The organism is Vibrio chagasii (genome assembly GCA_041879415.1).
Lineage (GTDB): Bacteria > Pseudomonadota > Gammaproteobacteria > Enterobacterales > Vibrionaceae > Vibrio.
In genome coordinates this window covers 362965-375593 of record CP090851.1, presented here as the reverse complement: position 1 = coordinate 375593, position 12629 = coordinate 362965, and the positions used below count along the sequence as shown (strand labels likewise).

General features: G+C 45.4%; 15 protein-coding genes. 9 read left to right on the top strand and 6 right to left on the bottom strand.

The window, feature by feature from the left end; genetic code table 11:
• Positions 1-33: 33 nt before the first annotated feature.
• Positions 34-708 (top strand): M15 family metallopeptidase, encoded by a 675-nt coding sequence (locus tag L0991_01720; protein XGB62804.1) that lies wholly within the window; start codon positions 34-36, stop codon positions 706-708.
• Between the two features lie 8 nt (positions 709-716).
• Complete coding sequence (locus L0991_01715) at positions 717-923, top strand: DUF2897 family protein (protein XGB62803.1); 207 nt, start codon at positions 717-719, stop codon at positions 921-923.
• Positions 924-1004: 81 nt separating this feature from the next.
• Here the strand turns inward: L0991_01715 and tnpA are convergent, their stop codons facing one another.
• The 3 genes from tnpA to dapA all read right to left on the bottom strand — a co-directional run bounded on the left by tnpA (position 1005) and on the right by dapA (position 3638).
• Positions 1005-1439 (bottom strand): IS200/IS605 family transposase, encoded by a 435-nt coding sequence (gene tnpA, locus L0991_01710; GenBank protein XGB62802.1) that lies wholly within the window; start codon positions 1437-1439, stop codon positions 1005-1007.
• Between the two features lie 224 nt (positions 1440-1663).
• Positions 1664-2710: an outer membrane protein assembly factor BamC gene (bamC, locus tag L0991_01705; protein ID XGB62801.1), complete on the bottom strand. Its 1047-nt coding sequence runs from the start codon at positions 2708-2710 to the stop codon at positions 1664-1666.
• 49 nt (positions 2711-2759) lie between these two features.
• Positions 2760-3638, bottom strand: a complete 879-nt coding sequence (gene dapA, locus L0991_01700) for a 4-hydroxy-tetrahydrodipicolinate synthase (GenBank protein ID XGB62800.1) — start codon at positions 3636-3638, stop codon at positions 2760-2762.
• 374 nt (positions 3639-4012) lie between these two features.
• On the opposite strand from dapA, the gene L0991_01695 reads away from it, so the two are divergent.
• The gene (locus L0991_01695) at positions 4013-4555 is read left to right on the top strand and encodes a glycine cleavage system protein R (GenBank protein XGB62799.1); all 543 of its coding nucleotides are present in this window, start codon (positions 4013-4015) and stop codon (positions 4553-4555) included.
• A gap of 12 nt (positions 4556-4567) precedes the next feature.
• Positions 4568-5038 carry a thioredoxin-dependent thiol peroxidase gene (gene bcp, locus L0991_01690; protein XGB62798.1) on the top strand — a complete coding sequence of 157 codons (471 nt, stop codon included), beginning with the start codon at positions 4568-4570 and terminating at the stop codon, positions 5036-5038.
• A gap of 93 nt (positions 5039-5131) precedes the next feature.
• On the opposite strand, the gene L0991_01685 is transcribed toward bcp, so the two are convergent.
• Both L0991_01685 and L0991_01680 read right to left on the bottom strand, forming a co-directional pair.
• Complete coding sequence (locus tag L0991_01685; GenBank protein ID XGB62797.1) at positions 5132-6208, bottom strand: AI-2E family transporter; 1077 nt, start codon at positions 6206-6208, stop codon at positions 5132-5134.
• Positions 6201-6440 carry a sulfurtransferase TusA family protein gene (locus tag L0991_01680; protein ID XGB62796.1) on the bottom strand — a complete coding sequence of 80 codons (240 nt, stop codon included), beginning with the start codon at positions 6438-6440 and terminating at the stop codon, positions 6201-6203. Before L0991_01680 ends, L0991_01685 begins: the two co-directional genes overlap by 8 nt.
• 178 nt (positions 6441-6618) lie before the next feature.
• Here L0991_01680 and L0991_01675 point away from each other — a divergent pair, with 178 nt between their 5' ends.
• The 4 genes from L0991_01675 (at position 6619) to L0991_01660 (ending at position 9571) form a co-directional block, all read left to right on the top strand.
• Positions 6619-8073, top strand: coding sequence for a M48 family metallopeptidase (locus tag L0991_01675; protein XGB62795.1), 1455 nt, complete (start codon positions 6619-6621; stop codon positions 8071-8073).
• A gap of 113 nt (positions 8074-8186) precedes the next feature.
• Entirely contained in the window at positions 8187-8537 is a 351-nt protein-coding gene (gene arsC / locus L0991_01670; protein XGB62794.1) for an arsenate reductase (glutaredoxin), read from the top strand.
• A gap of 6 nt (positions 8538-8543) precedes the next feature.
• The gene (gene wrbA / locus L0991_01665) at positions 8544-9137 is read left to right on the top strand and encodes an NAD(P)H:quinone oxidoreductase (protein XGB62793.1); all 594 of its coding nucleotides are present in this window, start codon (positions 8544-8546) and stop codon (positions 9135-9137) included.
• Positions 9134-9571, top strand: a complete 438-nt coding sequence (locus tag L0991_01660; protein ID XGB62792.1) for a DUF2069 domain-containing protein — start codon at positions 9134-9136, stop codon at positions 9569-9571. The genes wrbA and L0991_01660 overlap by 4 nt, the downstream gene beginning before the upstream one ends.
• Positions 9572-9714: 143 nt before the next feature.
• On the opposite strand, the gene L0991_01655 is transcribed toward L0991_01660, so the two are convergent.
• Complete coding sequence (locus L0991_01655) at positions 9715-10977, bottom strand: DUF2066 domain-containing protein (protein ID XGB62791.1); 1263 nt, start codon at positions 10975-10977, stop codon at positions 9715-9717.
• Between the two features lie 276 nt (positions 10978-11253).
• Between L0991_01655 and L0991_01650 the strand changes: the two genes are divergently transcribed.
• A complete protein-coding gene (locus L0991_01650; GenBank protein XGB62790.1) occupies positions 11254-12492 on the top strand; it encodes a uracil-xanthine permease family protein in 1239 nt (412 codons plus the stop codon).
• The last annotated feature ends 137 nt before the right edge of the window (positions 12493-12629 follow it).

Genomic DNA, 12629 nt, shown 5'->3' with positions numbered 1-12629 from the left:
CGAAGTATCACTTCCAAACATTAGAGACTCGTTATGACACCAGAGCAGCTTACCGGACAATCAGATTCTCATCTGGCACCGACACTAATTGGTACTAAGACCTTCTTGGTACACAGTGACGTTATCGATGACCTAAACAGTTTGATTGAAGCTGCTCTGCTTGCTGGCTTTAAAATGGAGATCGCCAGTGGCTTTCGTGACTATGACAGGCAATCTCTGATTTGGAACCGCAAGTTTTCTGGTGAAGCCCCGATCTTAGATTCAGATAGCCAACCACTTGATGCTTCAACACTCACTGAACATCAAAAGCTGTCGGCGATTCTGAGGTGGTCTGCGCTTCCTGGAGCGAGTCGACACCATTGGGGCTGTGACTTCGATGTCTTTGCTCGTAACCACCTTCCAGAAGGTGCACAGCTGCAATTAGAGCCTTGGGAATACCTTACTGGCCACCAGCAAGCGTTTTATCAATGGCTCTCTGCTAATGCTGAACAATTTGGTTTTTTTTTCCCGTATAGCCAAGATCTTGGTGGTGTCGCGATGGAACCTTGGCATATTAGCCATCGTAGCGTTTCAGAGCTGTGTTTATCACAGTTATCCCCGACTTTACTTGGCAAGCAGCTCAAATCTAAGCCAGTATTAGGGTATGAGATTATTATGGAGCAGCTAGACGATATCTATGCGCGCTTCGTAGCAAACATCAGCCATTAGGAGCGCTTATGTTAGAGTGGCTTACAAACCCTTGGGTTATCATCATCATCGTGGTTAGCGTTGTGGTAGGTAACATCGCAGCTCTAAAACAGACCGCTAATATGGATCTTGGAAAAAAAAGCCGTAGCAAACGAGAGAGCGACTTGGACAAGCTCAATCGTCTAGATAAGCAGAACCAAGAGAAAACTCAATCGAAAGAGACCAAAGGTAGCTAACCTTACGGTCAAACGAATGTAAATTACCACCTTCTAAAGAAGGTGGCTTTGTGTGAGACCCCTAAAAGGGGGGGCCTTTGTTTAGTCCAGCGCTAACTGTTGCTGTTCCACGCGCTCTTTCTTCTCCTGATGTCTTACATAACGTCGAATAATTTCTTCATTAATTCCTACACTATCGACAAAATAGCCCCTTTGCCAAAAGTGGTTACCCCAAAGCTTATTTTTCCTCAAATATGGAAACTTACTGAAGAGCTTTAAGGCTATTTTGCCTTTCAATACGCCCATCAACTTGGATATTGATAGCTTGGGTGGAACCTTTACGACTAAGTGTACGTGGTCAACCTGGACGTTCAGCTCAACAACTTCACATCCAAGTTGATTACAGTAAACATTTATACACCGATAAACTTCTTTGCCTACATTGTTCTTCAAGATCCTAAATCTGTATTTTGGTGTCCACACTATGTGATATTGACATCTCCAAAATACGTGGGAAGCTTGATTGTATCTACTCATGTTATTTGTCCTCTTTGACTTCGCTAAAAATCAAGGGAGCATTTAACATGGGTAGAACTACAGGCAAAGCCTAACTGAATGATAACCACCTACTGAAGTAGGTGGTTTAGGGCTGAAAACAAAAAAGAGGACACAATGTGTCCTCTTTTTATTTGTTTACACTGAAACATTGGTTGAACTAAAAGGGCCTATTTTCCGAGGCCCTTTAGTCTATTAAGCTTTGCTTACTCAGCTTTCGCCGCTTTGTCATCTTTGGTTTGGTCTGCAACGTGTGCTAGAACAGGAACCAGTGACTTAAGTAGCTCTTCTTCTACAGGCTTACCTGATGCGTCCGTCACGTTAATTGACGTACGGTTACCAAGGTCACCAAATAGGAAGTTATATGTACCTGGCGCTAGATCAACAGGCTGTAAACCAACCTCTTCCCAGAACTCATCATCTGGCGCTGCGTACTTAGCTTTAACCGTACCCTGAGATTGGTTACGCTCTTCAAGCTCAAAGCCCATCGCCGGCAACAAGGTAGGCAGACGCTGCCAGAATACGTTGTATGGCGTACGAGCAATAATCACAGGGAAACCACTGCGGTCAGAGCCCATCGAGATAGGAATGCGCTTCACTAGCTCTTGTGCTTTCAGTGCCGCTTCAGCACGAAGGTTTTCATCGTACTTAGCCATCACTAAGTTGGTTAGGAAAGCGTTGTAACGTTCTTTGTTGGTTGCCGTTACTGGCTTCTCTTCGTTGCCTTCACGCCAATCAATAAGATTAATCTTAAAGCCATGACGGTTGTTCGCTTGGAAGCGAGAGATAGAGTAGCGGCTGCCAATCTCTACGTCTTCGTCTTCAGAGACCCAAGTAACCCAATCGGTCTCAATCTCATTCTCAGACTGTTCACGAATACCAATACCACGTTGAGCTAACATGTCGACAGCCGTTTGCCATACACGGTCTGCTTCTTCAGCACGAAGCAGCCATAACGTTACTTCACCGTTTTGACGCTCCGCACGAGCACCAGGGATCAATTCAAGAACCTGTTGTGGTGGACGAATATCCACGGAAGGGCCTACACCACCAGTGAAGTCACCGCTTGGAATGTCATAATTTGGGTAGAACTGAGGCTGAGCATCTTCAGGCAGCTGCCATTGTGAAAACTCAGGTGTTTCTAAGTATTCGAAATCATCTTTGGCTTGACGACGTTGAGTCGGGCTGCCAGAACATGCTGTAAGAACGAAAACAGCCAGTGACCCAATCACTAGCTGGTGAGAATACTTCATTTATACTCCTAAATGCCGAAGGTTCGCTTCGGCATCACTTCATACGTTTTTAGTAAATACACGCTTCAGTCATTGCTTGAGCAACAACAGGTTGAGCTGGTTCTGACAGTTCAGTCAGAGGCAGACGTAAGCCACCTTCAGCAATCAGACCCATTTTATGAACCGCCCATTTTACGGGAATAGGGTTAGACTCAACGAACAAATTCTTATGTAGAGGCATCAAGCGCTCATTGATCGCTTCAGCTTCTTCAAACTTACCTTCTTTCGCAAGTTTGAACATAGTAGCCATATCCGCCGCTGCAACGTTATTCGTTACAGAAATCACGCCATCGCCACCACGCTTAACAAATTCTAGACCTGTTAAGTCATCACCACTTAGTAAGATAAAATCTTCGCCACAAAGTTCACGGTGAATTGCAATTCTGTCGAGATCACCCGTCGCATCTTTAAGTGCAACAATGTTTTCGATCTCAGAAAGGCGAGCAACTGTCTCTGGTAATAGGTCTACAGCAGTACGACCCGGTACATTGTATAGGATTTGAGGAACGTCACTTACTTCAGCAATCGCTTTGTAGTGTTGGTACAAACCTTCTTGAGTCGGTTTGTTGTAGTAAGGCGTTACGCTCAGGCAACCTGCAATACCAGAACCGTTCAATAAACGACTGAATAGTACTGACTCGTGCGTAGCATTAGCGCCTGTACCTGCGATAACTGGGATACGACCATCAGCAAATTCAACGATCTTATTGACGACTTTGACATGCTCTTCAATTGTGAGTGTTGAAGACTCACCTGTTGTGCCAACCGCAACCAGACCATCACTACCTGCAGCAACATGGTGCTCAACTAACTTTTTAAGGCTGTCGAAATCCACTTCGCCATCTGCGTTAAATGGCGTAACTAGCGCAACGATACTTCCTGAAAACATGTCTATCTCCCTTAATTTATTCTTTTTGCATGTTACTGTAAGCCAATCAATAAACACAAGACATTAAAGTGGCTTAGCGGCAACATCGGTATGAAATATTGTCGTATGTTTGAGGTTAAACGGCTTATCGCACCGTTCAGCCTATAATTTGGATAACCTGAGCTCAATCTAACGGATAGGAAACCCGTCGATGTCAGTATCAGGTAAGCTGTGCAGCCACTCGACAAACTTGCGTTTCCGCGTTTTAGATATTCTTATCATTTGTTGCCAGTTAGACGCAAGATGAGTCATAAAAAGCCCCGCTCGCACGCTTATTCCTCTTGCTAACTGTGCTAACATGCATGAATCAATGGAATATATAGAGACGTGATTTTATGACTCAACATCTAGTAATCACAGCTGTGGGCACAGATCGCCCAGGTGTATGTAACCAAGTGGTTCACTTGGTCACCCAATCAGGCTGTAACATTATTGATAGCCGTATCGCCCTGTTTGGCGAAGAATTTACGCTTATCATGCTACTGTCTGGTAAAGCAAACAACATCACCCGTGTTGAAACCACCCTGCCCTTGCTTGGCCAAGAGCACGACTTGATTACGATTATGAAGCGAACCTCTCCGCACGATGTGGTAGAGAACTCCTACACGCTAGAAGTGTTCGTTGAGTCAGATGACAAACTCGGCCTGACCGAGCAGTTCACACAGTTCTTTGCAGATCGAGACATCGGCCTCGACTCGCTGAGCGCACAAACGATCAATAAATCTAAGGTCCAGCTCGACAACGACCAATTCCATATCTCTATTACCGCTTCTGTGCAATCAGAATGTAATTTGATGCAGCTACAAGAAGAATTCAACTCGCTGTGTCAGAGCCTATCAGTCCAAGGCTCGCTCAATTTTATTAAAAACAGTCTTTAAAAAGGAAATATCATGAATACGCTAACGGCTGGTGTTCCAGCACCTGCTTTTTCTCTTCCGGATCAAGATGGCAATATCGTATCTCTTGGTGACTTCAAAGGTAAAAAAGTACTTTTCTACTTCTACCCAAAAGCAATGACTCCAGGTTGTATCGTTCAAGCGGAAGGCCTGCGTGATATCAAAGCACAGCTGGATGACCTAAACGTGGTTGTTCTGGGTGTCAGCATCGACCCAGTGAAACGCCTGCCTAACTTCATTGAGAAGAAATCTCTAAACTTCACACTACTATCTGACGAAGACCACAGTGTTGCTGAGCAGTTCGGTGTTTGGGGCGAGAAGAAGTTCATGGGCAAGGTTTACGATGGCCTGCACCGTATTAGCTTCCTAATTGATGAAGAAGGTCAGATTGAGCACGTCTTCAACAAGTTCAAGACTAAGACTCACCACGAAGTGGTTCTAGAGTACTTCAACCAAGAAGCTTAATGTCGGTTGAGGTGAGCTAGACTCACTACCAACTAAGATAAATTAAAAAGGCGACTATCATTGATAGTCGCCTTTTTTATCATTCATTTTTCGTTACTGATGATGCACAGGGTCATCATCTAATGCATGGCTAGGTAAGGCATTCCAAACCGCCTTCACTAAGGTCGCCAGTGGAATCGCGAAGAACACGCCCCAGAATCCCCAAAGTCCACCAAACACTAATACCGCCACAATAATCGCCACAGGGTGTAGATTCACTGCTTCAGAGAACAGAACCGGCACTAACACGTTACCATCTAGGGCTTGAATGATGCCGTAAGCCAATAATAGCCAGTAGAATTGAGGCTCAAGCCCCCACTGGAACAAACCAACAATGGCAACTGGTACGGTTACCGCCGCTGCACCAATGTATGGAATCAATACCGAGAAACCGACAGCAACCGCTAATAATACGGAGTAGCGAAGGTCTAAAATCGCGAAAGTTACGTAGCTAACGCCACCTACGATTAAAATTTCTAGCACCTTACCGCGGATATAGTTCGAGATTTGTTCGTTCATCTCTTCCCATACTTTGGTCGCTAAGCGACGGTTTCGAGGAAGCACACCACTTGCCATTCTGATCATCTCTTCTTTGTCTTTCAGTAAGAAGAAAATAAGCAGTGGTACTAAGATCAGATAAACACCTAGCGTCGCTAAACTAACCAGAGACGCTAACGAGCCTTTCACCACACTCTCACCCATGCCCAACGCCTTGTTCTTCGCGTTAGACATGACAGACTCAACAATCTGCAAGTTCGCAAGCTCAGGGTAACGTTCTGGAATCGTTGCAATGAACTTCTGCAAGCTACCGTACATGCTCGGAATATCATTGATTAGGTTACCCACTTGCTCCCAAATGGTTGGCACTAATCCAAATATCGCTAGTAGCATTAGGCTAAAGAACATCAAGATCACCAACATCACCGATGGCGTTCTTGGAACACCGAGTCGTTGAAGTTGAGTCACTGGCCACTCAAGCAAATAAGCCAACACAATCGCCACCAACAGTGGTGCGATCAGGTGACCAAAGAAGTAGATAGTAATAAAGCCGAATAGAATGATGGCAACCAAACTGACAGCGTGTGGATCAGAGAAACGTCGTTTATACCAACGACTGACCATTTCAAGCATCTGACTGCGATTCCTTTTTAGTGACGAGGAGATGGTGGTAATTAGAACAAGCCTCTGTCATGACAACATAAGCTTGCTTCGACAAAAACGTAACAATATCTTTCATCGAACTGCTATCTGATACATAAATTGACAAAGATTGCCCTACTTCTAACTTTACACTGTGACGCTTGGCTAATAATAACGCCATTGGGCAGCGCTCTTGGCGTAAATCTAGAATATTAGGTGTCATTCTTGGGCTCGATGCTTATTATAAGGGGCATATTGTAATCTGTTTTTGAAAACGTGCCATCATTGATTCATCTTCCTTCAGGATAGCGCACGCACTTAACAAAGGTTAAACCAGATAAAGAACCAATTTGCATTGCCCTTGTCTTACTGTCAGAAGAAACGGAGTATTACTGACTAATATGTTTAAACGCGCTCGTTCAATTGCTTGCTTATGCATTGCAGCCACATTAAGCACCCCAACGTTGGCTAACACCAACAGCTTGGATTTACCGGACATCGGCACGGCGGCTGGCGGCACACTCACTATCGATCAAGAACTCATCTATGGTGATGCCTACATGCGCATCATCAGAAGCAGCCAACCTGTCATCAATGACCCGGTTCTCAACCTTTATATCGACACTCTAGGCCATCGCCTTGTCGCGAATGCCAATGACGTAAAGACACCTTTTCAGTTCTTTATGATCCGTGACCGCAACATCAACGCTTTTGCTTTCTTTGGTGGTTATGTTGCTTTGCACTCAGGTCTATTCCTACACGCACAGTCGGAGAGTGAACTTGCGTCTGTATTAGCGCACGAAATCGCACACGTTACTCAGCGCCACTTAGCGCGCAGTATGGAAGATCAAGCACGCCGTTCCCCTGCGACTATTGCAGCGCTTGCCGCGTCTGTGTTGTTGGCAATTGCGGCTCCTGAGGCGGGCATTGCAGCCTTAACTGCAACCACCGCGGGTAACATGCAAAGCCAAATTAACTACACTCGTAGTAATGAGAAAGAAGCCGATCGCTTTGGTATCAACACGCTAGCGAAAGCGGGATTTGACGTGAATGCGATGCCACGCTTCTTCGGTCGTCTGGCAGATGAATACCGCTATGCCAGCACACCGCCACCAATGCTGCTGACTCACCCATTACCAGAAGACCGTATTACGGACTCTCGTGCTCGTGCTCGTAGCTATCCGCCACTCAAGCTTGCGCCATCTCTAGATTACCACTTGGCAAGAGCTCGTATCGTGGCACGCTATGCCGGTATCAATAATGAGGCGTCTCTAGATTGGTTCTCACGCCAATTGAAAAAGGCACCAAAAGAGATCGTCCCATCGTTAGAGTATGGACAAGCACTGGTTTATCTCGACTCTAATAAGTTAGATAAAGCTGAACCGATTCTAACCAAGCTGATTACCAGTGACCCGACTAACCTGTTCTATCTGGATGCGATTTCCGACCTTCACATTGAACAGAAAAAACCAGATCTTGCTATTAAAGAGCTCAAGTCTGCCTTAGTTCGTCAACCAAACAACCCGGTACTCACAATCAACTACGCAAATGCTTTGATCGAAAAAGAGGACTTTGCAGAGGCTATTCGCGTATTACAACGTTATACGCATGACAATCCGAATGACACCAACGGCTGGCACCTGCTTTCAAAAGCGAACACTAGCCTTGGCAACAGTGATGAAGACCTTGCCGCACGAGCAGAAATTTTGGCATTGCAAGCTAACTGGAACAAAGCAATTCAGTACTACACGCAAGCGAGTCAAATCGCAGAGCTCGGTAGCTTGAAGCAAGCCCGCTACGATGCTCGCATTGATCAACTGATGATTCAGCGCGAGCGCTTCTTAGCACTGCAATAAGCCGAGTAATACGCAGAAATCACCAAAAGAACAAAGCTCAACGTATACAGTGAAGAGGCCAATTAGATGGCCTCTCCTGAAAATTAAATAAAAAATAATAATGAGGAAGAACCATGTCTGTCGTGATTTATCATAACCCACGCTGCTCAAAGAGCCGTCAAACGCTTGAACTGCTTGAAACAAACGGTGTACAACCTGAAGTGATCAAGTACTTAGACACGCCTTTAACTGTTGAGCAGCTAAAAGTACTGTTCACACAGCTCGGTTTTAGCAGCGTTCGCGAAATGATGCGCACCAAGGAGGCAGACTACAAAGAAGCGAACCTTGGTGATTCTTCAGTATCTGATGAAGACCTGTTTTCTGCAATGGCTGCTAATCCAAAACTGTTTGAGCGTCCAGTGGTTGTTGCGAACAATAAAGCCAAGATTGGTCGTCCACCTGAGCAAGTGCTAGAGATTCTGTAAGCGGTTATGAGCATCAACATTCTTGTTCTCTATTACAGTCGTCACGGCAACACGCAAGCTCTCGCAAGGCAGATAGCACGAGGGGTGGAATCCATCCCTGAGTGTGAAGCCATGCTAAGAACCGTTAATGACGTATACACAGTAGAAGAGCAGCCAGACTCTCGCTATCAACCCACAGACCCAATCGCCACGCTGCAAGAGCTCCGTTCTTGTGATGGCTTGGCGCTTGGCAGTCCGGTTTGGTTCGGCAACATGGCTGGGCCGATGAAGCACTTTTGGGATAGCACTACATCATTGTGGATCAATGGCGACCTTATCGATAAGCCAGCTTGTGTATTTACCTCTTCTTCATCACTGCATGGTGGGCAAGAGACAACACAGCAAAGCATGATGCTGCCACTGCTTCACCATGGAATGTTAGTGGTAGGCATCCCCTATTCAGAGCCTGCATTGCATACCACTCAAACCGGTGGCACGCCCTATGGTGCAAGCAGCACAGGCGAAAGTGCTTCACTAAGCAAAGAAGAAATTGAGTTGGCACAGAACCTAGGCAAACGCCTAGCGCGCATTGCGATAAATCAGAAGGGAATCTCTCAATGATGTACATGTCAGAGAAGGCGATGTCTCCCAAGACAAAGCTATTCCGCTACCTAGCATTAGCAGGCAACCTATTACTGTTAGGTTGGGTTGTCGCTTGGCAGATGACGCTTTCACCGCATCCTCACCTAGACAATGTCACACTCGCTATCGTTTGGGCTGTTCCGTTACTGTTGCCATTACCTGGCATTTTAATCGGCAAGCCTTATACGCATGCTTGGGCAAACTTCATCTTAATGCTCTACTTCCTGCACGCATTAACCATCCTATACGTAGATGGTGGTGAACGCTTATTAGCTGCTGTTGAGCTACTGCTGACCACGATTGGCTTCGCCGGAAATATCCTATTTACCCGTTTCCGCGCTAAAGAGTTAGGCATCAAGCTTAAACGCCTTTCTGAAGTAGAAAAGAAAGAGAAGGCGAAGTTCGAGCAATAAGATTGGATTCGACCATACCCAATCAGCTAGCTCAAACAATTAGCGAACAAACAAAAGCCCTGCCAGATTTCTCTAGCAGGGCTTTCTTTTTATTTATCTTCGTCTACTTACTTTTCGTATAGACGATGAATGTCAGCAATTGCCTAACTGCGGTTCCACTCATACACCAAGCTAGGTTTCGCATGCTGAGGAGTAACCTCTTCTAGCGCTTCGCTACTCGTATCTTCTGAGTTAGCATCCGAAGCAGTCAGCGTATCATCACCAACAACTTCATTACCTTTGATCACTTGAACATCAGTATCTGCGTCAGTTGCTGTTGCTTCAGTATCAACTAAAGCCGTTGAATCATCACCTACAGACATAGTGTTGTCTTGTGTCTCAAATTCAGGGCTTACTTCTGGTTCGATGTAAGACTCTTCAACCTTCACAACTTGGCGAATACTTGCCACTTCTTGCTCAAACTCTTGTTGAGTCGACAGCAAGTGAATACGGAACGTCACTTCGTTGTTTTGAATCTTAAGAATATCTAGACTAGCAACCGAGTTTAGACGCTTAAGTGCATTCTCTAGCTGGAAGAAGTCTTGAGCATTATTCAAGCTAATAAACTGAGTTAAAATTGACTCTGATGACTCACTCGCCACCGTCACCGCGCTTTTACCCGCGTAGTAGTTACTGATTTGGTCAACTAGCTTCTTAGAAGCTGTTGCACTGTTACCCGACACTGAACCTGTGATTGGTGCCGTTGGAGCACTAGTTAGCTGACTTGGTTTTTGGTCGTACAGCGTCCAACGTAATCCTGAAGATTGAGCTTTAATCACTAACACTGCATCTACTGGGTAGCGTTGACTTGCTCTGCTAATTGGTGAAACAAAGCTGCCCCACAAATCTGAGGTCGCGATACCAGTGATATCGTCGAAGTCACCGACAGGCAGAGTCAGAGGTAAACCACGATCTTTTGCACTAGCTTGCATCTGAGCAGCAAGTGGTGAGTTCGAGTGCTCCCACACAATGTTCTTATCGAAGCTGTCTTCTTCCACTAGCCAAACCAAGATGTTTGAGCGAGTTTCAGGCCAGTACGGCAGTTGCGCTTGAGTCAGTAGAGAACGGATTTGAGCGCCATTAAAACGCATGCGCAATGTTGATTGGTCATTGCGCTCACCAAAACTCATTTGAGACATGTACTGCGCACTCTTACGCATCGCCTTTTGGATAGTCTCATTTGAAGCAACGTCAGTTTGACCAGTCGCACGTATCAATACCTGCTCCATACCGGTATTTCTTGCCACTTGTTCTGGTTGTTTGTCTTCAGCGTTAATCGCAACTTCAGCACTAAAGATATCGACTTTAGTTAAGGCGTAACTCGGGAAGGCTAATAGTCCCATCAACAACAATGCTATGTAGCGCATATTGATCCTAATATTCAAAGCTTGTGCCTTGATGATAAGCAACTATGGATTGAGGGGCAAGGTCGTTAGCGCCCACTGTGTTTAATAACCACAAAATATCACCTGACCATGATAAAGCGCTAACTTATAAACCGAATTTTCGGACCTTGTTCGATATAAAACATCACTATGATAAATAAATTTGATCTATTTTGTGTAGCAATCGATTGCTAAGTGATAGAATCGCGCGAATTTTATTTTTCACTTTTCATATAACGACCAATCTAAGGACATATCATGAAAAATGCATTGCAAGGTGCACAAATGCTGTTTGTAGCTTTTGGTGCGCTTGTACTCGTGCCGCTACTGACAGGACTTGATCCTAACGTTGCACTCTTTGGCGCAGGTATCGGTACCCTTTTATTCCAACTTATTACACGCCGTTCAGTGCCAATCTTCTTAGCGTCTTCTTTTGCATTCATCGCGCCTATCATGTTTGGTATCCAAACTTGGGGTATTGGCGCAACCATGGGCGGCCTAATGGCAGCAGGTGTTGTGTATGTATTGATGGGTGCTCTTATCAAAGTGAGAGGCGTTGGCTTCATCCATAAGCTGCTCCCACCTGTGGTGGTTGGCCCTGTAATTATGGTGATTGGTTTGGGCTTGGCACCAGTTGCTGTAAACATGGCGCTAGGTAAAACAGGCGATGGCGCCGTTCAACTGGTCGATGCAGACGCAGCACTTTGGATCTCATCAGTTTCACTATTAGTTACCGTCATCATCAGCGTATTCTCGAAGGGCTTCCTAAAGCTATTACCTATCTTTGGCGGGATTATCGCAGGTTACATTACGAGTCTATTCTATGGCGCAGTCGACTTTGCACCCGTAGCGCAAGCATCTTGGTTAGCACTGCCAAACTTCACTATGCCTGAGTTCAACATCAACGCTATCTTCTTCATGGTGTTCGTCGCGATTGCACCAGCCGTTGAACACGTAGGTGACATGCTTGCGATTTCTAACGTGACAGGTAAAGACTACCTTAAGAAGCCTGGTCTACATCGCACAATCACAGGCGACGGTGTAGCGACCATTGCTGCTTCTATGCTGGGCGCTCCGCCAAACACAACCTACAGTGAAGTAACTGGCGCGGTAATGCTAACAAAAGCATTTAACCCGGTGATCATGACTTGGGCTGCAGTAACAGCCATCGTTCTTGCATTAGTTGGTAAGCTAGGCGCTCTTCTGCAAACCATTCCGGTTCCGGTAATGGGCGGCATCATGATTCTTCTGTTTGGTTCTATTGCAACAGTCGGCTTGAACACGCTAATCAAGAACAACGTAGACCTGCATAAATCGCGTAACCTTGTCATTGTGGGTATTACCCTAGTATTCGGTATTGGCGGCATGGCATTTGGCATCGGTGATTTCAGTCTACAGGGCGTAAGCTTGTGCGGTATCGTAGCGATTCTACTTAACCTAGTCCTTCCTGAAGAGTTAGGCGACAACACAGTAGTAGACAAAGCTCAAATCGACTAATGGTTAAATCTGGTTAAATTCCAACAAAGTTTAAGATCAAAAAAGGGAGAGCATCGAATGCTCTCCCTTTTTTATTAATACGGATAATTAAGTCAATTTAGAAGTTTGAAACCACCGAATCCACTTAACCTATAAAA

Bases quoted from the DNA above. Each gene is read 5' to 3' on its own strand.
- dapA (XGB62800.1), bottom strand. From the start codon at position 3,638: ATGTTTTCAGGAAGTATCGTTGCGCTAGTTACGCCATTTAACGCAGAT.
- arsC (XGB62794.1), top strand. From the start codon at position 8,187: ATGTCTGTCGTGATTTATCATAACCCACGCTGCTCAAAGAGCCGTCAA.
- tnpA (XGB62802.1), bottom strand. From the start codon at position 1,439: ATGAGTAGATACAATCAAGCTTCCCACGTATTTTGGAGATGTCAATAT.
- L0991_01660 (XGB62792.1), top strand. From the start codon at position 9,134: ATGATGTACATGTCAGAGAAGGCGATGTCTCCCAAGACAAAGCTATTC.
- bcp (XGB62798.1), top strand. From the start codon at position 4,568: ATGAATACGCTAACGGCTGGTGTTCCAGCACCTGCTTTTTCTCTTCCG.
- L0991_01650 (XGB62790.1), top strand. From the start codon at position 11,254: ATGAAAAATGCATTGCAAGGTGCACAAATGCTGTTTGTAGCTTTTGGT.
- wrbA (XGB62793.1), top strand. From the start codon at position 8,544: ATGAGCATCAACATTCTTGTTCTCTATTACAGTCGTCACGGCAACACG.
- L0991_01720 (XGB62804.1), top strand. From the start codon at position 34: ATGACACCAGAGCAGCTTACCGGACAATCAGATTCTCATCTGGCACCG.
- L0991_01685 (XGB62797.1), bottom strand. From the start codon at position 6,208: ATGCTTGAAATGGTCAGTCGTTGGTATAAACGACGTTTCTCTGATCCA.
- L0991_01675 (XGB62795.1), top strand. From the start codon at position 6,619: ATGTTTAAACGCGCTCGTTCAATTGCTTGCTTATGCATTGCAGCCACA.
- L0991_01655 (XGB62791.1), bottom strand. From the start codon at position 10,977: ATGCGCTACATAGCATTGTTGTTGATGGGACTATTAGCCTTCCCGAGT.
- L0991_01715 (XGB62803.1), top strand. From the start codon at position 717: ATGTTAGAGTGGCTTACAAACCCTTGGGTTATCATCATCATCGTGGTT.
- L0991_01695 (XGB62799.1), top strand. From the start codon at position 4,013: ATGACTCAACATCTAGTAATCACAGCTGTGGGCACAGATCGCCCAGGT.
- L0991_01680 (XGB62796.1), bottom strand. From the start codon at position 6,440: ATGACACCTAATATTCTAGATTTACGCCAAGAGCGCTGCCCAATGGCG.
- bamC (XGB62801.1), bottom strand. From the start codon at position 2,710: ATGAAGTATTCTCACCAGCTAGTGATTGGGTCACTGGCTGTTTTCGTT.